Source organism: Chryseobacterium aquifrigidense, from assembly GCF_006716485.1.
GTDB classification, from domain to species: Bacteria; Bacteroidota; Bacteroidia; order Flavobacteriales; family Weeksellaceae; genus Chryseobacterium; species Chryseobacterium vietnamense.
This window is the reverse complement of sequence record NZ_VFPD01000001.1, coordinates 1,494,460-1,516,837: the sequence shown is the minus strand read 5'-3', so window position 1 is coordinate 1,516,837 and position 22,378 is coordinate 1,494,460. Positions and strand designations below refer to the sequence as shown.

21 protein-coding genes are annotated in these 22,378 nt (G+C 33.6%); 3 read left to right on the top strand and 18 right to left on the bottom strand.

What is annotated here, in order from left to right:
- Nucleotides 1-426 precede the first annotated feature (426 nt).
- Complete coding sequence (locus tag FB551_RS06720; RefSeq protein WP_142016259.1) at nucleotides 427-1,389, top strand: hypothetical protein; 963 nt, start codon at nucleotides 427-429, stop codon at nucleotides 1,387-1,389.
- 9 nt (nucleotides 1,390-1,398) lie between these two features.
- Here the strand turns inward: FB551_RS06720 and FB551_RS06715 are convergent, their stop codons facing one another.
- From FB551_RS06715 to FB551_RS06680, 8 genes are all read right to left on the bottom strand, one after another.
- Nucleotides 1,399-1,953 carry a DUF4256 domain-containing protein gene (locus FB551_RS06715; RefSeq protein ID WP_142016256.1) on the bottom strand — a complete coding sequence of 185 codons (555 nt, stop codon included), beginning with the start codon at nucleotides 1,951-1,953 and terminating at the stop codon, nucleotides 1,399-1,401.
- Between the two features lie 133 nt (nucleotides 1,954-2,086).
- Nucleotides 2,087-2,485 (bottom strand): DoxX family protein, encoded by a 399-nt coding sequence (locus FB551_RS06710; RefSeq protein WP_142016254.1) that lies wholly within the window; start codon nucleotides 2,483-2,485, stop codon nucleotides 2,087-2,089.
- 17 nt (nucleotides 2,486-2,502) lie between these two features.
- Complete coding sequence (locus FB551_RS06705) at nucleotides 2,503-3,081, bottom strand: YdeI/OmpD-associated family protein (protein ID WP_047430196.1); 579 nt, start codon at nucleotides 3,079-3,081, stop codon at nucleotides 2,503-2,505.
- A gap of 195 nt (nucleotides 3,082-3,276) precedes the next feature.
- Nucleotides 3,277-3,741 (bottom strand): SRPBCC family protein, encoded by a 465-nt coding sequence (locus tag FB551_RS06700; RefSeq protein ID WP_142016251.1) that lies wholly within the window; start codon nucleotides 3,739-3,741, stop codon nucleotides 3,277-3,279.
- Nucleotides 3,742-3,968: 227 nt separating this feature from the next.
- Nucleotides 3,969-4,295 carry an ArsR/SmtB family transcription factor gene (locus FB551_RS06695; RefSeq protein WP_142016248.1) on the bottom strand — a complete coding sequence of 109 codons (327 nt, stop codon included), beginning with the start codon at nucleotides 4,293-4,295 and terminating at the stop codon, nucleotides 3,969-3,971.
- Nucleotides 4,296-4,447: 152 nt separating this feature from the next.
- Nucleotides 4,448-6,562: a carboxy terminal-processing peptidase gene (locus FB551_RS06690; RefSeq protein ID WP_142016245.1), complete on the bottom strand. Its 2,115-nt coding sequence runs from the start codon at nucleotides 6,560-6,562 to the stop codon at nucleotides 4,448-4,450.
- Nucleotides 6,563-6,876: 314 nt separating this feature from the next.
- Entirely contained in the window at nucleotides 6,877-8,943 is a 2,067-nt protein-coding gene (locus tag FB551_RS06685; RefSeq protein WP_142016242.1) for an ATP-binding protein, read from the bottom strand.
- 25 nt (nucleotides 8,944-8,968) lie between these two features.
- Nucleotides 8,969-9,376, bottom strand: a complete 408-nt coding sequence (locus FB551_RS06680; RefSeq protein ID WP_142016239.1) for a helix-turn-helix domain-containing protein — start codon at nucleotides 9,374-9,376, stop codon at nucleotides 8,969-8,971.
- A 150-nt stretch (nucleotides 9,377-9,526) separates the two neighbouring features.
- Here FB551_RS06680 and FB551_RS06675 point away from each other — a divergent pair, with 150 nt between their 5' ends.
- Nucleotides 9,527-9,766, top strand: a complete 240-nt coding sequence (locus FB551_RS06675) for a SymE family type I addiction module toxin (RefSeq protein ID WP_167497823.1) — start codon at nucleotides 9,527-9,529, stop codon at nucleotides 9,764-9,766.
- Nucleotides 9,767-10,269: 503 nt separating this feature from the next.
- Here FB551_RS06675 and FB551_RS23205 read toward each other — a convergent pair.
- Both FB551_RS23205 and FB551_RS06670 read right to left on the bottom strand, forming a co-directional pair.
- Nucleotides 10,270-10,413, bottom strand: a complete 144-nt coding sequence (locus FB551_RS23205) for a hypothetical protein (RefSeq protein WP_167497822.1) — start codon at nucleotides 10,411-10,413, stop codon at nucleotides 10,270-10,272.
- A gap of 523 nt (nucleotides 10,414-10,936) precedes the next feature.
- Nucleotides 10,937-11,698 (bottom strand): O-methyltransferase, encoded by a 762-nt coding sequence (locus tag FB551_RS06670; protein ID WP_142016233.1) that lies wholly within the window; start codon nucleotides 11,696-11,698, stop codon nucleotides 10,937-10,939.
- 783 nt (nucleotides 11,699-12,481) lie between these two features.
- On the opposite strand from FB551_RS06670, the gene FB551_RS06665 reads away from it, so the two are divergent.
- Nucleotides 12,482-13,198, top strand: coding sequence for a YdcF family protein (locus tag FB551_RS06665; protein ID WP_226798636.1), 717 nt, complete (start codon nucleotides 12,482-12,484; stop codon nucleotides 13,196-13,198).
- A 143-nt stretch (nucleotides 13,199-13,341) separates the two neighbouring features.
- Here the strand turns inward: FB551_RS06665 and FB551_RS06660 are convergent, their stop codons facing one another.
- The 8 genes from FB551_RS06660 to FB551_RS06625 form a co-directional block, all read right to left on the bottom strand.
- Entirely contained in the window at nucleotides 13,342-14,211 is an 870-nt protein-coding gene (locus FB551_RS06660) for a DMT family transporter (protein WP_047430225.1), read from the bottom strand.
- A gap of 196 nt (nucleotides 14,212-14,407) precedes the next feature.
- Nucleotides 14,408-14,803 carry a VOC family protein gene (locus tag FB551_RS06655; RefSeq protein ID WP_047430228.1) on the bottom strand — a complete coding sequence of 132 codons (396 nt, stop codon included), beginning with the start codon at nucleotides 14,801-14,803 and terminating at the stop codon, nucleotides 14,408-14,410.
- A 676-nt stretch (nucleotides 14,804-15,479) separates the two neighbouring features.
- Nucleotides 15,480-16,439 carry a DUF6624 domain-containing protein gene (locus FB551_RS06650; protein WP_142016230.1) on the bottom strand — a complete coding sequence of 320 codons (960 nt, stop codon included), beginning with the start codon at nucleotides 16,437-16,439 and terminating at the stop codon, nucleotides 15,480-15,482.
- Between the two features lie 105 nt (nucleotides 16,440-16,544).
- Nucleotides 16,545-17,156: a hypothetical protein gene (locus FB551_RS23475; protein WP_226798635.1), complete on the bottom strand. Its 612-nt coding sequence runs from the start codon at nucleotides 17,154-17,156 to the stop codon at nucleotides 16,545-16,547.
- Nucleotides 17,157-17,285: 129 nt separating this feature from the next.
- Nucleotides 17,286-18,161, bottom strand: a complete 876-nt coding sequence (locus FB551_RS06640) for a phosphotransferase (RefSeq protein WP_226798634.1) — start codon at nucleotides 18,159-18,161, stop codon at nucleotides 17,286-17,288.
- Between the two features lie 195 nt (nucleotides 18,162-18,356).
- On the bottom strand, nucleotides 18,357-19,514 hold the full coding sequence (locus FB551_RS06635; RefSeq protein ID WP_142016227.1) for an alpha/beta hydrolase-fold protein: 1,158 nt from the start codon (nucleotides 19,512-19,514) through the stop codon (nucleotides 18,357-18,359).
- A gap of 309 nt (nucleotides 19,515-19,823) precedes the next feature.
- Entirely contained in the window at nucleotides 19,824-20,531 is a 708-nt protein-coding gene (locus tag FB551_RS06630) for a hypothetical protein (protein ID WP_047430245.1), read from the bottom strand.
- Nucleotides 20,532-20,698: 167 nt separating this feature from the next.
- The gene (locus tag FB551_RS06625) at nucleotides 20,699-22,192 is read right to left on the bottom strand and encodes a BspA family leucine-rich repeat surface protein (protein WP_142016224.1); all 1,494 of its coding nucleotides are present in this window, start codon (nucleotides 22,190-22,192) and stop codon (nucleotides 20,699-20,701) included.
- Nucleotides 22,193-22,378 lie beyond the last annotated feature (186 nt).

The following is a 22,378-nucleotide window of genomic DNA, read 5'->3' as shown; positions in this document are numbered from 1 at the left end:
TATAGTAGGCCCTACTTTTATATTAAAAATAGGATATGAAGAGATAATGATTTTATGATGAAAATTAATATTTCAGAAAATGAATTTTAAGGAAAATATTAATTGAAAATACATTGAAATTATCAATACTTACGGCATGAATTAACAGGTCGCTCCTCTGGAGCTTTATTATTACGGAGACTTCATTTTTTCTATTAACAGTAGATCCCGATGAGATCAAATTCAGCTCCAATAGGAGCTAACTGTTAATAGTACGTATTTGCTTTAAAATTATAGCTCCAGAGGAGCGACCTGTTAATTATACTTTAATCTAATTGGGCAATAATGTTTAAAAATATTGCTCATAATGAAATACTATTTTAATGCTCTTAGAAATGTCTAATGCTTTTAGGCACGAAAAATGATCTACTTTTTAAAATTGATTTAATGAAAAAGATCGCAAAAGTACTGGGCTTGGGATTATGTATGTTAGGTTTATACTTTGTACAGGGACAAGCTCCTAAGAATTATATTTATACGTCCTCGGGAGATCTGCATGGAATTGAAAGAATGATTACCCGTAAAGACATTGGCGGAGTACAGATTGTTTACAACTGGAAGGCTTTGGAAACTTCAAAAGATGTGTATGATTTTTCTGTTATTGAGAAAGATCTGAATTATCTGACAAGCCTCAACAAAAAACTATTTATCCAGCTTCAGGACAGGTTTTTTGAACCACAGGCAAAATATATTCCTGACTATGTGTTGAAAGATAAAGAATATACAGGAGGATTGGTTCCTCAATATGATAATCCGGGTGAAAATAAACCTGTTGGAAATGGTTGGGCTACCCAGCAATGGAATCCAGCGGTCCGAATGAGATTTCAGAAACTGATAGGAGAATTGGCAAAGCAATTTGACGGAAAGATTCAGGGAATCAATCTTCCTGAAACATCGATCGATATTGATATGGAAAAGGATAAAACAGGTTTTAGCTGCGACCGTTATTTTCAGGCTGAATTGGAGAATCTAAAGTTTGCAAGAAGTGCTTTTCATCATTCTTACGTTCTGCAATATGTCAATTTCTTTCCTTGTGAATGGGAAAATGATCATCAATATATGTCCAGGCTGTTCGATTTTGCTTATAAAAATAATATTGGGTTAGGGGGACCTGATATTGTTCCGGATAAAAAAGCACAAATGAAAAATTCTTATCCTTTTTTTAATCAATATAAAGGAAAGCTTTCTTTGGTAGCAATGGCAGTTCAGGAGCCGACGCTGACTTATAAAAACCCTAAAACAAAGAAACCTTTTACCAAAGAAGAATTTACAGAATATGCCAAAAACTATCTTGGCGTTAATATTATTTTCTGGAGCGTGGAATCTCCCTGGTTGAGAGATCCCAGCTAAGAACCTCCTTTATACTTTTAAGATTCCTCTAAAGCCTCTTGCGGCATAATAAGAATCTGCACCATTGTGGTAGGTAAATACAGTATTGTACCGTCTGTCACAGAAAATAGCGCCTCCAAGTTCACGGATCTGCGATGGTGTTTTGATCCAGCTTGAAGTCTTTTGATCAAATTTTCCCAATTCCTGAAGCTGGCGGTATTCTTCCTCTGTTAAAAGTTCAATGCCCATTTCTTTAGCGGTGTCGATGACGTTACTTTCTGGTTTGTTGGCCTTTCTGGCATCCCATGCAGGATAATCATAGCATAAGCTTCGGCGTTTGGGGCTTTCCGGAGAACAGTCAACGAAAGAATACTCATCTGTTTTTTTATTGTAATCTACCACATCGGGTTCACCTTCAGTGGTTTCCATTTCGTATAAAGGCCGTATTTTTTCAGGGTTGGCTTCCAGTTTTTGCTGGACTTTTTCCCATTTCAGGTCTTTATGACGGTTTATGTTTTTTTCAAAACGGGCTTTTAATGTTTTTAAAAGTTCGTTGATTTGTTCCTGGGTGAGTTTGTTTTTCATGTCAAATTTTTTTATAATTTATTGTGTTGTGTTGTTGGAAATCGCAAAGGCGCAAATTTCTCAGTGAGAATATTTCTTAAGACGCAAAGATTTTATCTTCGATAAAATTTCTGACTGTTATTCTTTAAAACTATTAATCAATAACAGTGATTTTTCTGTCTGCAGGTCTGAAATACCATGAGATAAGAACCAGTACGAATAATAATACCGCCGGAAAAGTTCTTCCTGCTGTGTCACCTACGATCAGGTGGGAAATAACTGCTCCTGACATAACGAAGAAAAATCCGGCATAGGCCCATTCTTTCAACAGCAAACGTTTAGGGATCAAGATGGCAATAACGCCCAGAATTTTCCAGACTCCGATGATGGTCATCAGATAAGAAGGGTAGCCGAGATTGGTAAAATTGGCCAGTTCATCTTTGTTTTTCATCAGTTGGACAATAGCTGTTGAAACCATTCCCAGTGCCATCCAAAGGGTGAATATCCAATAGATGATTTTTGTTCTTTTTTGTGATGGTTGTGGTGTGATCATGATCTGTTTTTTTATAGTTAGTCGTTTAATCCTATTCCTTCCATGATTTGCGGTATGCATTTTTCAATGCGGGCTTCACGGGTTTTAGATTGTTTTGCAGAGGAGAAGTGGAGTAGATAGGCTCTTTGTCTTCCGGGTGTTAATGCTTTAAAAGCTTCCTGTAATGCAGGATCTTGATCCAGTTTCTCCTGAAATTCTTCAGCCATTTCAAACTCTTTTGTTTTCTTCATTTCCACTTTAGCACCTGATTCTTCTATTTCAACGGCTTCAAACATATACGAGCGAATAACTTCCTCCAAATCATTGATTTGCGATAGCTCTGTAAATCGGATCTGTCTTGCTGCCTGTACATTTTTAGACTGCTGAATCAAAATATTATCAGGGTCTTTCATTAAAGCTCCCTTGAAGAAGAGAATTGCACAATATTCTTTAAAACCGTGGATCAGGAAAATATTTTTCCCATCATAAGTATAACAGGGACAGCCCCATTTTAAATCTTCTACAAGCTCAGTACTAAGGGCAATAGCTCTTAATTTTTCAAATTCTTCCTGCCATTGTCCGGCGTTTTCGAAGAAAAAATTAACTTTTGGATTCATTGTGTGGTATGTTTGAGGGTTTGAGGGTATTAGAGTTGGAGAGTTTTGGGTTACGGGATGCGAGATTCGGGTTATTTGGGTTTGAGAGTATTAGAGTGGGAGAGTTTTGAGTTATTCAGGGTAGTATATAAACTTCGCACCTCGCACCTCGAAACTCGTATCGTCTCTCATCTCTTTGTCTATTATCAATCATCGCTACATGCTACCTAATATCTCCTGCAAACGATTATGCGCCATATTGATCCCCTGTGCGAATGGCATTTTCAGGTGCTGATCTCTGAAATCTACAGATTTATAAATGGTTTGAATGGTAATCTTGCTGGTAGTGTCCGTTATCTTTTCAAATGTTAAGAACTCAATCTGAGCCGGAAAAGGAGTATTTTCCATCTGGAAAGTTCTTATAATTTTCTCATTCTGAACAATATCATGAATAGTTCCATTGGCGCTGAAAACTACGTCTCCATGAGGATTTGCCGTTTCGAACCGGTAGCTACCATGTTGTTTGTTTTCGAATTTTGTTACTTTCGTTCCCATCCATTGTTCAAAAAGTTCTGCTTCTGTATACGCTTTGAAAAGCAGTTCTACAGGAAGATCAAATTCTCTGATGATGAAGATTTCCTGTCGGCCGTCTTCTGCCTGAATTTTTGTTTTAAGTTCCATGATATTGGTGTTTTAGGGTTTCGGGATTCGAGATCCGGGTTATTTTGTTTTAGAGTAGGAGAGTTTGAGGGTTCGGGATGCGGGATCCGGGTTTTTGTGTTTACAAGGTTCGAGGTAAGAAATTCGAGTTATTGTAGATTTTAAATTGCAATTCATTTATCCAATCTATCTTGAAACTTTGAACCCCTAAAACCTAATACCCCGAAACACGTATCCCGCACTTCGCATCACGTATTTTTATTCTGATACGCTTTCATCACATCTTCCAGTTTGTTGAACCTTTCGTCCCACATTTTGCGGAAGGGTTCTATAAAATCGGCTATTTCTTTCATTTTATTGGGATTTAGGTGATAAATAATTTCTCTTCCGTTTTGTTCAGATCTCAGCAGTTCACATTCTGTAAGAATCTGGAGATGTTTTGAAACGGTAGGTCTTGCCGTATCAAAATTGGAGGCAATGGCTCCTGCTGTCATGGACTGTGCTGCCACCAACATCAATATAGATCGTCTTGTAGGATCTGCTATCGCCTGAAATACATCTCTTCTTAAATTCATCGTGTAGTTATTTGACTACAAATATATGTGTAGTTATTTAGCTACACAAATATTTTATGCAAAATTTTTGACTGTAATGAAAAAAAGCTCAAAAATGTAAGGAAATACACTATTGAGCTTTGAATTTTTAACTTTCGAATAAAGAAATATGCTTAAGATCTTATTTCCCAATCTTCAACTATATTGATGGCTTCCTTCAGATACAGATCTTTTTGAAGATTTTTAACCCATACCTCAGATTTGTTTTTGAATGCTGCATCGCTTTTCTCTCTTTCAATATCCTTAGGATACATAGTGAATGTAAGACCGCTTTCGAATGTTTTTAAAACTTTAAATTTATCATCCTGAGTTTTTCTCTGCTTCATAAGGTCGCTGTATTTCTCAATGCTCAAAGGCACTGTTTTTTCTTTCCCCAGATTTTCTTTCCATTGAGCGTACTCCAGTAACAGTTTATAATTATCATTTTTAGCAATTCGCTCTGCACTTACTTTCTGCAAAGCCTGAATATTGAGGAAGTTTTGCCTGTTGAAGCTCGTTCCCGGTATTTTATCCCACGCTAATGCATAGTCATCATATTTTTCACCAATGTCTGCATAAGAAAAGATATCTTTCATCTGGATATCTGAGCTTACGCCTTTTCTCTGGGTAGACTCTCCAGTGATTCTGTAATATTTCTGAATAGTTAGTTTTACCGAACCGAAATCTTCTTCAGTATTTAAAAACCTGTTCAAATCTACAAATACCTGTACGGTTCCTTTTCCATAGGATACAGGCGATCCCATAATAACTGCTCTTCCGTAATCCTGCATTACGCCAGCCAAAATTTCTGCTGCAGAAGCGGATAATTCATTTTGTAAAATCACAAGCGGACCGTTCCAGATGGGCGCTTCATTTTTATTTTTTAACGTGGTAATCTTTCCATTTCCATCCTTCACCTGCACATACGGACCCGCATCCATGAAAAGTCCCATAATATCACCAACTTCCGTTAAAGAACCTCCGGAATTGCCTCTGAGATCCAGAACAATTCCCTGGATATTTTGTTCTTTAAGTTTGATGATTTCTTTTTTAATATCATCAGAAGCATTTCTTCCGTCTTTATCTTCAAAATCAGCATTGAACTTGGGTAAATTGATCAATCCGTATTTTTTACCAGATGCATTTACGATAATACTTTTAGCAAAAGTATCTTCAATCGATATTTCTTCACGGTTCATGGTTACGTCCTGAATCGTTCCGTCTTTTTTCTGTACCGTTAAAGTAATTGGAATCCCTTTTTCACCTCTGATTAATTTGATGGCTTCGCTGGAAAGCATATCCACAACATTTACAGCATCAGTATCGGGAGTAGATTTTATTTTTAAAATTTTATCACCTTCCGTCAGCTGCTTGGTCTTCCATGCCGGAGCCCCAATGGATAATGTACCGATATAAAGGTTTCCTTTCTTTTCCTGGATGACTGCACCTATCCCGATGATCTTTCCTTTAAAGTCCATATCAAAATCTTTCTTTCCCTGCGGCGAATAATAATTAGTATGTGGATCAAAAATATGAGTATAAGCATTCATATAGACGGTAAACCAATCCATTTTTTGTCTTTTCCTGAATCTGATAAATTTTTCTTCCAGAAGATCTTTCACATTTTCTGTCGCTTTTTTTACCTTTTCATCCTGGCTCAGTACTTCGGGCTTGCTGTTGTTATCTTTATTGGTAGAATCATCCTTCTTTTTTTCTTCGCTTTTCCTGTTCAGGGATTCTATTTCCTGGAGAATATTGTATTTCACATATTTCCTCCATTCATTATATTGCTGCTGCTTGTTGGCAGGTGCATTTTTTAGTTTGGGTTCCAATGTTAATATTTCATCCTCTTGGAGATTGATGGGCTTGCTGAAGATATCTTTAGTCATTTTATCAATTTCATCAATCCTTTGATACAATTTATCGACTGTCAGTTTATAAAAAGTCAAATCTCCGGTGTTCAGATAATCATCCAGTTTGGTTTCATATTTACGAAACTCATCCATATCAGATTGCAGGAAATAGGTTTTTGTAGGATCTATTGATTCAAAATACTGCTTATACACTTCTTTTGAATACGCATCATTAATAGGTTTGGGGCTGTAATGCAGATAAGACAAAATATTCTTTGTATTGATCATGATGATCTGCCTCTTTTCTTCTTCATTGAGAGGAGGACGGAAACCGAACACGAAAAATGTAAGCGGAAGAAGAAGTAATAAACGAACGGTTCTAAAATTTTTCAACATATCTCTGATTGTGCTTTTAATTGAAAACTATCTTTGTTTTGTTGTCATTAATTGATCTTTTTTTCAATTTAATGATTGAAAATAGCAGTAAACAAGAGTTTTCAATGTACTTTTATAAAATCATGTGAATGTATGAAAAATATTGATAATAAGTAGTTGGGAAGGAGGATTTTAAGATAAGTTTAAGGTTTGGAGAGTTAGATTGTCATAGTATTAATCTAGAAGAATTTGTATTTATTAATTCTTCAGTTTTATTTTTTAGCGGAGATATTATAAAGTAAAATATCATCCAAATATGGATGATATAATAATACTTATTTTATTTGTCGTAATTGAGCACTTATTTTTTCGTCTATCAATGCAGAATATTCATTCTCAAATTTATCCTTAACAGATTTATCTTTTATATTTAGTTGGTTAGATAAATAGTTTAATTTCCTTTTGTTTAATTCTATTATTTCCGACCATTCCATTACATATACCTCAATGTTTTTGTCTTTTTTCTTATCATATAGAAAAGGTTGATTTGGATAGCTATCCCTTCTGGACTTCACTTGTGACTTGGCATATTTATTTAATCTTGAAGAAACTAGATATAATTTATACTTTACTTTCTCAGTAGGTAATACAGGGTAATCTTCTATTGTAAATGCATAGGTATCGATTTGATTAAGTTCTTTTTTCCCTATAGCACATTTAGGAGATTTTAATTCAACTACCATTATTTCTCGTTCTTCATTGTCATTTATTTTTTCATTAAGAAAAAATAAATCTGTTATATTATCCAATCCTTCAGTTTCTTCTATAATATTGTTATCTTCAACTGTTGGTTCATAATGTAAATATTTAGTAGCTAGCTCTTCTAAAATATTACCTATTTTTTTATCCGACCATACATGCGGGGTATTATTATAATTCTCACCAAACAACCACAATTCATTTTCTACAATTTTATGAAGTTGACTACGTTCTTTTAAATGAGCTGAAATCTTACCATAAACGAGCTCGTGTAGAAAGTTTAGAAATTCTGTCTTATCAGCAACCTGACTTGCAAAATGTACAACATTTTCTAAATCAGTCTTTTGTAAAAGGGTATGAAATTTTTCTATGTTTTCGTTAGATAAATTAAGCACCTTATTAAAGATATATTCAATATTACCATCACTAATAGCTTTATCTAAAAGAGGAAAAAGAAAAGTCCTTATTTTATCATCTTTTTCAATAATATTATGCTTATCCTCAATTAAATATGCTATTTTTTTGAAGACAATTTCTTGAGAATCTGTAGCAGGTTTTTCATCTTTATATGGATAGTATTTATCTTTTTCCAAGGTACTTACAAACTTTTCAAACCTTTTATTTCTTGTTTTGAAAAAATCATTTATTGTATCTTTTATACAAATTTTTAAATTTTTGGTCTCTTCTTCACCTAAAGATTCAATATCTATATTTCTGAACAAATCTTGGTCAAATAAATCAGAATCAATATATACAAACCAAGTTCCTAAATCATGAGTATACCAATCTGATGAATATGTAAATTCATGGGCAACAGATTTTATTCCAGCATTTTCAGCCTGTAGAAATACTTTAACTTTATTTAATGATGTTTTGACATTATAGAAGTAAAAGTTTAGATCATAAATTTTTCCGTTTTTATTTGTATAGTCAACTTTTTTATAATTTGGCTCTCCAATAACAAAATGAGATTTATTCAATTTTTGACCATTGATATAAAAATTAATTTTGTCATTGAAAATTTCAAAAGGGTAATTCTCAAAAATGGTTTGAGCAATATATTCTTGCTTAAAATCTTCTATTATTAAATTCTTTTTTGGAGCTCGTGTTGGGCTATTATGATGTAAGTTTTCAATTTCAACTTTATAATAAGTAGGTACTTTTTTTTCAGAAAAATATTGATAATCAACCTTTACATCGGTTTTTTCAAGTTCTATATCCTCTAAATCTGTAGTGTCAATTCCAAAAACAGTTTTACTATATTGTTTATTTGATCTATCAAAAGCAACAGTTTCAATTTTCATTAATTCACCAATTTGGAATGAACTAAAACGTCCAATTCCCTGGCCTCTTTCTTTGACATTAGTTGCAATTTGGAGCACTCTTTTTTTAAATTCTGAGTAAGGAACACCATGGCCATCGTCTTCAATAACAATTTTCTCAATACCTGATTTAACAGTTAAAGAGTTTGTATAATCTATGGTGATAAAAATATTCTTTGAACCAGCTTGTATAGAATTATTTATTAATTCTTTAAAAGCTTTAAATGTATCACCATATTTTGTTAATAAGTTTTTAATAACCCTAGTATTGGTTGTAATCTTTTCAGTTACAGAATTCATTTTATTAAGAGTATTTGACATCTATTTTATAATCTTTTAGCTTACTTTATTTCTCAATCAATCTCTCCAACTTCTCAATCATTTCCCTCTGCTGCTGAAGCATACGCTCATAAAGCTCAACCATTTTATCAAGAGGGTTGAAAGTGGGTTGTACATTTATAGCATTTAAAGTTGATGTATCATTGCTTGTGAACGTATTAGAAATAATATTCACCGCCTGCTCCTCATCAAAATTCTCAATCGCTTCTGTGGGAACTTTCAAAATCTGGGCTACCTGCGCTAGAATATCAGATTCTACGGTTTCTTTTTGTTCTAAAAGGGAGATTTTCTTCTGGTTCCAGTCGTCGCCCAGTTCAAAAGCCAATGCTTCCTGTTTGATTCCCAGCATTTCGCGGAAACGCTTTATATTTCTACCTTGGTGTATTTTTTTATTTTGCATATCTGTGTAACTCATAATAACAAATATAAAGCTTTAGATCAAAAAAATAAAGCGCTGTTTTAAAATAAATACTATTCTAAAATATCCCTCTTTCAGAATAAAATATCCTTTCCTGAGATGGTTTATCCTTCTTATTATCCCTTCATTTGTAGAAAAATAACACATATGAAAAGAAAAAGAAGAATGAACAGCAGCAAATATAATGAACTGAACAATCGTTACCTTACGGTTTTCCTCAAATCATTTTCAAGAGCGTATGGTAAAATAGTCTACTTCCCCGAAATAAGAATAGCAGGGAAGTGGGTACAGCAATGTGGTTTTAAGGCAGGAGATAAAATATTGGTTACGGTAAGCAGAAACCAGATTATTTTGGAAAGGGAAGTGGATTATGGAGGGTCAGTATGATTTTTTTGATGGTTTCTCGCAGATTTTGGAGATTGAGCAGATCTTTTTAGAATAATAATCTGTGATATCTGTGTGATCAGCGGGAAATTTTACTAATATTAAATTAAACGCAAAGTTTTGAAATGAAGGATTTTATATTTTTAGGAAGCAAAGGATGGGCAAGTGAACTTGCCTGATGAAGCGGATGATGGTCGCTCGCAGATTTTGGAGATTACGCAGATCTTTTTAGAGTAATAATCTGTGATATCTGTGTGATCAGCGGGAGATTATTTTTTGAACCATTAAGGCGGACTTAAGGTTTTAAGTAAAGTTAAGATTCAAATAGATTTGAATGAAGCGTTGTGTTTTCTGAGACTGTCTCAAAAATGTCATTCTGAATGAAATGCAATGTAATGAAGAATCTCCTGTATAATTTCCTCATGATTGTTCTTAATAATTTACTATTCTTAATGGTTTAAAATTATCTTATTAACGCAAAGTTTTGAAATGAAGGATTTTGTATTTTAAGGAAGCAAAGGATGGGCAAGTGAACTTGCCTGATGAAGCGGGTGATGGTCGCTCGCAGATTTTGGAGATTGAGCAGATTTTTTTAGAATAATAATCTGTGATATCTGTGTGATCAGCGGGAGATTATTTTTTTGAACCATTAAGGCGGACTTAAGGTTTTAAGTAAAGTTAAGATTCAAATAGATTTGAATGAAGCGTTGTGTTTTCTGAGACTGTCTCAAAAATGTCATTCTGAATGAAATGCAATGTAATGAAGAATCTCCTGTATAATTTCCTCATGATTGTTCTTAATAATTTACTATTCTTAATGGTTTAAAATTATCTTATTAACGCAAAGTTTTGAAATGAAGGATTTTATATTTTGAGGAAGCAAAGGATGGGCAAGTGAACTTGCCTGATGAAGCGGATGGTTTCTCGCAGATTTTGGAGATTACGCAGATCTTTTTAGAGTAATAATTTGTGATATCTGTGTGATCAGCGGGAGATTATTTTTTGAACCATTAAGTATGACTTAAGGCTTTAAGTAAAGTTAAGATTTAAATAAATTTGAATGAAGTGTTGTGCTTCAAGAATGTCTTTAGATATTCTCTTAATATTCTTAATTACTTATCTATTCTTAATGGTTTAAGAATTTATCAATGGCTAGTTCTTATGATATTTTATTTATTTTATAAAAACACCGATATATTTTCCGTTGTATTCTACCACAGTAGTCTCTATATTTTTTTTAGCACAAAAATCCTGATAAGCAGAATTATCACCAATATCGTCACTAATAAACACAGCACCAGGTCTCAATCTTTTATACATTTTTTGATAAGCCCACATTCTTCCATGGTAACTTTTATCAGAATCATAGTGGAAAACATCAAAAGAGGAAGCTTTTTTAAAAATCTTCGGTAAGGACTCTCTGTCTGCAAAACGGAATAGCTGCCAATATTTTGTAAGGTTTTCTGGAACAACATATCCCACATACTGATCACCATCCTGAGCAAGATAAGGCATATCTGAACTATAGAGTGTGCCATTTCTCTTTTGAAGCGAAAGCAATATCGCTAAGGAAGACCATCCATAAGCCACACCTGTTTCCAGAACGTGTTGTGCTTTGGTAAATTCGCAGGCATAATAAATAAGCTCCAGAGCGCCAGGTCCACCCATGGTAATAGGGCATTCTTTTTCTTTTAAACTGGCTTTCTCCAGGATATCAGCATAGGTAGATCTGAAATGATCGGTATTCATAGAGAAAAGTCTGGCGACTGCTTCTTTTTGGGAAACAGCTATGGAGGCAGCCCAGGAATTGGTTTTTGCTTTTCCCTTGAATGGGCTTCTTCTGCTTACCGTATTTTTAATGATTTTTCTGCCCAGTTCAGGATAAAGAGCAGGTCTTTTAAGATAAGCTACAAATGTTTTGAGAACTGTTGACATTTCATTGATTGTATTAAAGTTACAAGACAAATGTACTTTTTTTACAACCATATTTCATTGAGGTAATATTAATTTTAACAATAAATCTGTTAACGTTCTGTAATAAATACAGTCCGGAAATTGACCAGTGAGAACTCTTTTTTTGATTTAAAAATAAATTGTTATCTGAAATGCAGGTTTTCTTCAGGAAATTTTGTATTCTTTGATTTCTATGGTAAAAATATCAGGTTTGTTTTCAGTTTTTTAAAGCAGGGACCGTTTCTTAATTCCTGATGAAGACGTTTTGCTTTTTCCTTTACAAAAATGCCTTTCCAAAAATATATGGAGTACGGTCATCAAAACGGCAATACTTTTCTGCTTTTTCACTGGGGTAGGTATTTTTTATTGTTGTTAACACACTAAAAGGTGTGTTGTTTGCAAATGTATAAAATAATTGTATAAATCAAAAGGAAAATGAAACAAAATTGCTTTTGTAACTTAATAATTATTATTTAAAATATATTTTGTAGAAATATTAAAACTTTTGTGGTAAGCGGAAAAGCTCATGATACCAGAAGTTTCTGCCTATAAATAATCTTGGCCACTTTTTTATATCTAAATGTTTTCGGAAAATCATGCTAAGACTTTCAAATACAAAATCAACAGGCTGTTTATTGTTATGATTCTTTATAGAAACATGAAATGGCTTCAAGTCATTGAAACGCAGTCAGGAAGGCAATATTCAGGAAATGCCTACCTTTGCAGATCTGATGTTTTCTATACATTAATCAATATTTTTTGAAGATGAAATTTTTATTAGACCTTTTATTTCGTGTTGTACAGCTTTTTACAGAACCTTACTTTTTAGTATTTCTTGCAATAGTTATCATTGCTTTGCTCAAGAGAAAGAACAAAGGCAAAAATCTGAGAATAGGAGTTGGCATTTTTGCAGTTTTAATGATCATTTCTATAGGCAATGGTTTTCTGGGAAAACTGACTTCCAGATATCTGCAGGAAAATTACGTGAGTACGGTTGTGAGTAAAAAAACCGCTCCTCAAAATCCCGTTATCGTTGTATTGGGCGGTGGTGTTGTAGATTTTGAGCACACAGAAAAGCTGCATACACTGTCTTATTCCAGAATGGTAACGGCTTATCAGTTATATCATGAATACAGGCAAAATAATCTGCCTTGTAAAATAGTAATCTCCGGAAAGGGAAGAGGCCATAAAAGTGAAGCCGAATTATTCAGTGAAAATTTTAAAAGCATGGGAGTAGCAGAGGCTGATATCATTAAAGAAGATAAAAGCATGAATACGTATGAAAACGCAAAATATTCCAGTAAGATGCTGAAGCAGCTGGCTCCTTCTGATGTATATCTGGTTACTTCCGGGTTTCATATGAAAAGGTCTGTTGCTTTGTTTCGGACTTTTGGATTAAACCCTGTTCCACAAGCTTCAGATTTTATAGATACTGAAATCACTGTATTTCCAAACAGCTATAATGCGGCTTTTACTTTGTGATGCTCAAAGAAGTATTGGGAATATGGCAGGTACAGCTGTATAACAGTTTGGGTTTGAATGGATAATAAACTTAAAACTATTATATAAAACCGGACACTTAAACTAACTTAAGTGTCCGGTTTTGTTTTAAAAAGCTTTGATTATTATTTTGTTTTCCTAACAGAAATTACTGTCTGCAAAACCACAGAAGCAATAATAAACGCCAATCCTATATAAAATGAAAGATTCACTTCTTTGCTTTCTCCGAAAAATAAGAACGCCATAATAATAGCATACACAGGCTCCAGATTGTATGTTAAATTGACGGTAAATGCAGGAATTTTCTTCAAAACCTCTGCAAACATCACATATAAGCCAACAGTACAAAAAAGTGATAAAATGCCCAAATAAGCCGTGTTTTTTAAGTCAGGAACTATGCTATCTGACTGAAAATAGAGGAGATATACGGGCAAAAACGCTCCCCAGCATAAAGTACCGGCTATCATCTGATAATAGTTGATGACTTTGGTATCAAAATGACTTACAAGGCGTTTGTTATAAATCGTATACAAAGCCCCGAATGCCGATGAAAAGACACCTAATACAATCCCAAGCTGATAGGAAGTGTCAAAATGAAATATCAAACTGATTCCCACGATGGTCAGCGTACTGAGAAGTAATTCTGAAAGCTTGAATTTTTCCTTGTCAATAACAGGTTTGAATACTGCTGTGAAAAAACTTGTCAGGCAGTAGCATACCACGCCAATGGATATGTTGGCATATTTTATACTGGCATAAAAAAGAAGCCAGTGTAATGTAAGTAACAGCCCTGCTTTTGAGATCTGAATTTTTCCCCGGAAAGGAATATCCGTTGGGATCCTCAAGAGTTTTACAATAAAGAACAGAATAATAGAGGAGAAGAGGAGTCTGTACCAGACCAGCAAACCTTCGTTAAGAGTGATCAGTTTCCCGAATACACCTGTAAATCCAGCCAGAATTACGGCCAGATGTAATAATAAATATGATTTTTTCATTAGAGAATGAACTGTAAAATTGGAATTAATATTTTTGTCAGAATGTGAAGCACGAAAAACCCGATCGTTAATACGTTAACGACATGAGTGCGCTTCAATTAAATTGAAAATATTAAAATGCCGGAGGAGGCAGGCAGTTCGAGCGGTTCATAATGATCTGTTGAATGTCAAATATAGGGAAAAATATTTTGAAAATTTACATAAAAAATACGTTGAACTTATGTCCATCCGGATCTGCAAATACAAAACCATAGTAGTTTTCTCCAAAACTTTCAGGTTCTGAAACAATGGTTCCACCGGCATTTCTTACTTCTTCAGCCCATTCATTTACCTGGTTTTTACTTTCAGCGGAAAGGGTAAATATCATTTCATTAGAGCTTTGAGGATCTCCGAATTTCATGCTTTTCAGGTTGTTTTCTATGACATTTTTTAAGAAAAAGTGAATAATGAATTCATTTCCAGCCATAAAAAAACTAACCAGTTCATTAGAAGTATGCGGATTATTAGGCTTGAATCCCAGTTCTGTATAGAATTTCTGGGTGCGTTCAAGGTTGGCTACAGCCAGATTGGCCCAGATCATTTTAGGTTTCATATTATTTTATTTTTTGGTTAGGATAAAGGTATTTTGTTTTTATGGAATAAAAACTGCCATTGGGCAAGATTTTGTTTTCTTTGACTAATTTAACATAATATAAAGGGTCAAATATGATTAAAGATTGGGAGGTTGCAAGAGATCCTTGTCAAGGTTCAGAACCTTGACAAGGGTTAATTTTCACTACAAATTTCTTTCAAACTTTCTCTGTACAACGAATCCTGATTAAAATAACCCAACAGTGTATAGCGCCAATCATAAAAGGTTTATCAGAAAATTGAGAATGAAAGAAATCTGGAAAGTCTCAGGATTGTTTTATAAGCAAAGAAGTTCTTAGAAACCGTTATAATGTATTTGGCTGGAAAATATTAAATATAGAGGATTCTGAGGAGGTTAATACTCTATTTTTGTGATATATTAAAAATCCTATAATTTATATTATGTTAAATTGTATATTATTTTGATTTCAAAGAATCACAAAACATCTTAGATTTCAATATTTTACCTTCTCGATTATTGCATCAGATTTTCAAACCCTTAAATCCAGAAATTTGTCAGTCCCACAATTGGTCTCTTACGTTTTAAAGCCTACATAAAAAATGACGGATTAGGATATTTTTAAAGTAAGCCTTAACCCGTCATTTTTACAAACTGCTGTTAGCAATAGTTTTTCTATTTATTTAGTTTTATTTAATTTTTCTAATTCAGGTAATTCTCTTTTATATTTTTCAACGTCCCAAACTAAATTCCAATTTTTAACGTAGTTAGAGATTGGCTCTAAGCCAACTTCAGTTCTCCTTTTATCTACATTATCAGGATCAGTTAAAGGCAAAATATAGTAAGTATTATTACTTTGATTGATTCCTATCTGACTTCCGTATATTTGTTTTCTGCCTTCCCGGATTTCTATTCTGTCAATTAACAAAGCTAAAGAACCTGGACTTGCATTTCCTTTGGTTACTGCTTCTTTCATCATCGGCAAATATTTTTTTTGTGTTTCCAGATCTGAATGTTGAATGACAAGAAATAATGCACTATTGGCTTGTGCGCCTACTTTGTCTTTGCCAACCCAGCCTTTTTCATCCAGTATTTTTTTTACTTTTAATAGATTAATAGAGTCTTTCTGATTGGTGATTTTCCAAAGATCATTCATTTCTTTAGAATTTGGACCGAATTTTTTTTGAGTTTCATTCATTTGAACTCTATATTTTTGGTCTTCCTCAAGAATTGCCAGTAATTCAGCCTGCAATGGTTTGTCATAATTAGCTTCTATGGCCGCTATTTTTTTTTCTAACTTTTCAACTGTTTTCCCCCACTCTTTTTTTGAATGTAAATTATCCAAATCAGTATCAGACTTTAAGTGCTTTAGATTGGTCCAACCTTTTTCTATAGATAAGTTCAGCCATTTAAATGCTTTTGTTGTATTTCCGGCCAAAGAAGATGAGCATGCGCCATTGTATAAGTGACTGGGATTTTCACTTTCGATTTTAAAAGCTTTATCATATACATCAGCAGACATTTTATAGTCTTTTGCTTGATATAATTGATCAGCTTCACTTATTAATTTTGCATATTCCTGAGCATTAACGTCCGTGAATAAAAATAATAATAACAATGTATAAATAGTGTTTCTCATATTTTTTGTATTTAATTTCTGAATTTTAAATGGTTATTATGCCGCTAATATAAAATTTATTTCGCTGATTGGATTGTTAAGAGATCATAAAAAAAATTAAAGAAATTATTTTAGCTTGCTCCTCTCCTCTTCCCAGAATCTGTCCATCATTGCTTTAGATTCTCCCGGGCTTTTCAGCATTTTGATGTCTCCATTTTCATCAATTCTATAATGTCCTTTAAAAGCATCCGGCATTGCATCGTATTGTCTGTTTACTTGTTCTAATGTTTCTTTAAAACAAGGATACCCAAATTTTTCAGCTAAATAAGGCAAAGCATTTCCTCCTTTTAAAAGTTCATATTCCTGAAAGTTATAAGGCGTTGTTTGCTGTCTTTTAGCCAATGATTGGTTAAATTTTTTTAAAAGCTGAGTGATTTCCTTTTCCTCAATAAAATTTGAAAGTCCGCGTAAGGCATATATTTTCATATCCAAATAACGTTCTTTCTTGTAGGCATTCATGAAAAAATCCTTCAGTAATGGATAAGTAAAGTCATAAAGCAATTTCAATACTTTATTTCGAATATCTAATTGTTTTGCTGAGTTATAAATAGTGATCAGATGTTCCACATTGTCATTGCTGATAGTACTTTTGTCTAAATTAAACAGAGCATTTCGAAATTCAGGCTTTTTTCCATTACCTTTTTCATTCGTTAAAATAACCGGGAAGTTGTTGGTCATACTATTACTTAGTTATAATTGTTTTATGATATTATTTGTATCAAAGAATGAATTCATTAATGATTCTAAACTGATTTCATGTTGTGTGATTTTCTAAAATTATAATGCAAATGAGGTCTTTTCCTGTCATTATTTTAGCTCAATTTTATGATAAGCAATCCATCGTTTGAGATTCCCCACCATTCTTTTTAAATGATCTTCATTCAGGAAAATATTGGTCCAATATTCAAATCTGTCGCACTGAACACTTATATAATAGTTCATAATGGCCAGACATGCGAAAGGCAAAAGCTTTTTCTCTTCGGGAGTAATTTCAGTTATGGTCTCGTAACCTTTTATAAAACTGTCTGCTTTTACTTGGTATTCCTCTTCGTTCAGATGGGTTGTAAATAGCTGAAATAAAAAATAAGAAATATCAAAGCATAAATAACCGTTGCCACAAAAATCAAAGTCAAAAAAGGTTACTTCTTTTTCATCGCCGATGTGCAGATTGTCAAACCAGACATCAAGATGAACCGCTCCATATCTCATGTGCTGTTGGTCAGCATTTTCCATTTTTAGCGTTAAAAAATCGGAGAGACTTTCCAAAAATTCAATTTCGCTGCTATTTTGATGATAAAACTCTTTGGTTCTTAAAACCGGATTCTTAAGTAGATTTTGAGCATTATAGGACATTCTCATCAGCTCGATATTTTCTGTTGATTGATGAACTTTAGCTAATGCTTGTCCAATCAGAAAGCTTGTTTTGGGTGAGAATTTTGCGGTTTTTATGCCTTTGGCATATGAAAATAAAACACCAAATCGTGTGCCTTCCGGAGCTTCAATTTCCTGTATAAACTGATTGGATTGATCAGCTATAGGAAAAGCAATTTGTCGGTCTGCTCCTTTCAGATGATTGAGAAGTCTTACTTCTTCCTGAATTTCTAATGGGGTTCGCCAATGATGGGTGTACACTCTAAAGACGTATTTGTTTTCACCATCATGAACAATGTATAAATGGTTCATGGCAAGCCGAAATATACTGCATTTCGTGTTGTCGGTTAGTCCATATTTTTCTTGGATAAGTTGACCCAGTTGATCAGGTGATAAAGTACTGTTTATGGTTGGAAATTTCTCTGTCATTGAATTCTCGCTCATTTCTGGTTATAGAATTTGTGCAATTTCGTTAACATTTTTCGATTTTACACGTATTAAATCCGTTTATTTAACTATTTCATGCAATTCCATTTCCAAATCCCTCTTTTCCTTTTCTTTATAAAATTCAGAATTTGCTAATGAAATATTGAATTCTTTGACAGTTGCAGAGTAATCCTGTTGTAGTAAGATTTTAGCCTTTATAATATTTAAATAAGCCTCTGAAAAATTTGGATAAGAATCTGTGAGGATTTTCCAGGCCTGAATAGCTTTGTCATATTGCTTTTCATTATAAAAAAACCACCCTTTTCCATTTAAAATACCCAAGGAAAAATTTAGCTGAACACCATAATTGGACAGGATTTCTTTATCCAATAATGATTTAATACTCAAATCTGTTTGCTTATTGGAAATATACTTCGACTGACTGGCAGACCAATCTTCAAATATTTCGTAAAGAGCTGTATTAATAAGTAAACCCGGCGTTGCATTATGATCTGCTTTTTTAAATTCATATCCTTTCATATCCAGAAAAGGATTGTTAATTTTTTTAATTACTGAATCCATCTTCATGAAATCTTCAGGATAATCGTTTCCGATTCCATAGCGGTAATATTTTTTTGTATGAAAAGAGCGTTTACCAAATTCACTCATAGAATCTGTTAAATCAACATTTTTCTGCGTAAAAAATGGGCTCATAGAGATAATGGCATTCAAATCTTTTATTCTTGAATTCCATAATGAGGTTGTAAAATACCCATATCTTGAATGGCCAATTAACACTCTGAAAGCAGAGGCTTTGTACTCTCTTTCGGCTAACGGGATGAGTTGTTCAAAAATAAATTTTTCATTCTCCATTGCAAGGCCGTTGGGGTCAGAAATTTTATACTGTGTTTCAAGGTAGCGGTATCTTTGTTCTGATTCAACGCTTATTATGATTGATGAAGGAATTTGTTCATTACTTGTTAAATAATCAATGGTATTGAGAATATAATGATTACTTCTTTTATTTTGCCTGTCAAATACAATAATTAATGGGAATTTGTTCCTGGATTTCTTTTGCCATTCTATGGGAACGATTACGGAAATTTTCTTCTCAAATCCAAGACTTGTTGGGTTTAATGTGGTGTCTTTTAGTATTTTATATCTTTCGTAGTTCTGGGCAAGCAGTGAAGACGTTGCTAAAGTGAAAACTAAAAGAAAAAGTAAGTACTTTTTTATCATGGATATCAGTTAAGACTCAAATTTACGGATTGTGTTCATATAAAATTTGTAATGATGCTAATGTTTTTTTGATTTTTTACATAAAAAGCTCCAAAATCCTTAGATTTTGGAGCTTAATTTATAAGTGGCTTTTCGGCTGACCTACCAACATCTCTGGTTCCGGTTGTTATTGTTGAATTCGTAATTCGTCCATGTAGCGGACTTAACAATTTTTACTGAGATTTGATAATTTAATTTACTGTTTATTACCACTAATTCTTGATAATTTGTTTTTTAAGGGGTTAAAGCTTTACCAAAGTAAATCCGTTCTTAGTTATTATTGTTAATAATGGGAGCCAGTTCTTTTTTTAATTCTTCAAACTTTTCTTTACTCATCATATCAATTTCCACTAGTTCTTTTGCCTCCTTTAATTTTGCAATCGCTTCATCTCTGGTCATTTTTCTGTTTTTCAAAAGAATTTCGCCAGATTCAATTCCTAATTCCGTATCCATGACGCTTAAATATTTATTGATTCCAAAAGCTCTATCATTTATTTCTCCCAAAACCATCACTACATACAAAGGTTTATTTTTACTTCCTCTGTGATATGTTTTTATTTCTCTGACAATAACTTTAGTATTTTTGAAGCTGTTATCTGCCATATTCTGTGCTTCACCACCCATAGCGGACATAATACTTCCAAATCCAGCAGGTCTTCCCATCTGTATAAATTCATAAGTTTTTTTGGAAGTGCTTCTTGATTGTGAAATACCGCCTCTTGCTTTATTTCCATAACTTCCAGAATAAGTCCTTGTATTGAGTTCTTCTGAGGTGGGAGATCCTAAGATTAAAGTATCGCCTACCTTCACACTATTTTTACTCGTTGTTATATATTCCTTAACTTGGGTGCCATTTTTAACAGTGTTGAAAAAATTAATATCCTGAGTGTTTTCGTAAGTCAATAAATCAATATTCTCTTGAGCCTGAATATATACTATCGATAAAAGAATAGTAAAAAATGTAATAGTTTTTTTCATAATTGTTATTTAATATATTGGAATTCAATTCTTAGTTCAAACTTGGTTATGCTTAGTTTATACAAATATAAGACAGTTATCTCTATATAAAATGAGGTAAACCATAAAGCTCCAAAATCCTTAGATTTTGGAGCAGAGTTTAAATAGCTAACCTTTCGGCTGTTCTACTATTGCTTGGTGACTTTATTGAAAAAAGTATCGCCTTTAAAGATATAGTCTCCTGAAGGATATTCAGTCAGATCGACAGTGTTTTTCCCTTTTCTAAACAATATATTCTTAATGAGGATACCGTTATTATCATATAAATAAACATTTTCATCTACTGAGGATTCCACATTGATCACTCCTGTCGTCGGATTAGGATAAGCGGAAGTTTTTGTTTTTGGGGAAGCTTCTCTTGTTGACAGAAAGCAACCGGAAATATAGGAATCTCCAATAATATTAAAGCCTTTGTTGATCAGCTGGGCTCTGGCAAGCATCGCTTGCGGTGAAGAATAAACCAATCCTGTTGCATCTATAGTTCCGGACGTTATTGTTGAGTTCGCCCATGTAGAATTAGTATTCAGAGCGATGAGAAAATTGCTGTAATTCGTACATGATAAACCGACATTTTTAAATCCGAAATACATTGAATTCCAGCTGAAGTTCTGAAGCTTGATATTCCATGAAGAAATATCCTGGTCAAAATGCGAAGCACCTGCAAACATATTAAATCCGGCGAAATAATCAACCTTACTTACATCCCAGTTTCCGATGGGCTGATTGAATGATACTGCATTTTCAAACATATGCTCAAAATCTGTCACTTTACCTGTATTCCAGTTATGAAGTGGCTGATTAAATGCTGCTGCATTATAAAATGTATAGCGGAAATTAGTCGCGTTTTCAGTATTCCATGAATTTAATGGCTGGTTGAAAGCTGTGGCATCTGCAAACATGGAAGAGAAATCAGTTCCGGACATCGTGTTCCAGGCAGAAATATCCTGATTGAAAGAAGAAGCAGAAGAAAACATGCCGCTAAAATTGGTTACTTTGGCTGTATCCCAGTTTCCAATATTCTGATTAAACAGAGTCGCTCCGCTGAACATACCGCTCATGTCTGTAATACGGAATGGATTCCAGTAAGAAAACGAAGTGTGGCCTGTCAAAGATGAACAGTTAAGGAACATTTGTGATAAACTGGTTATCTGTGTTAAATCAGGAGTGTCTGCAGCCGTTACGTTAAGATTGGGACAGTTGGCGAATGCTCTGTCGAATTGCTGAAGCCATGTCGTATTTCCCCACTGGCTAAGTTCTATGAGTTCCTGATTTCCACCCTGAGGCATGATCTCAGTATTGGCCCTGAATCCGTAAAATAATCCGTTACCGCTGAATGCTTTTAATTGGTAAGTGGCCTGCAGAGGATCTGGATGGAATGATGGCCCAAAATAGATGAGTAGAGGTTCATTGCTGCTAGAGGTTAAATAATCAAACATCCCGTTATGCTCAGGATATCCTACTTCTTCCCATAGAATGGTGTAATCGGTTCCTGTGCCACCAAACCTTATGGAATGATCGATAACGCCGTTTGCATTGGGCTTCCAGATGGTGGTAAATTCATTCTGCGCATAGGAAATGCAAAATAAAAGGAGAAAAATGATTATTAGTTGTTTTTTACACATAATTAAAAAAGTTATTTTAAGGTTAAAATTGGTTTAGTAAGACAATTAATTTCCCGGGATTCTTTATCTTATCTCTGATACAAAGGTACTGGCGCACAGCGACAAAACTCGTCGTATTAAAAATTTACACCTCTTTTTTTTACTTTTTTTTGATTAATTTTTGTATACATAAACAGGGAAAATCAC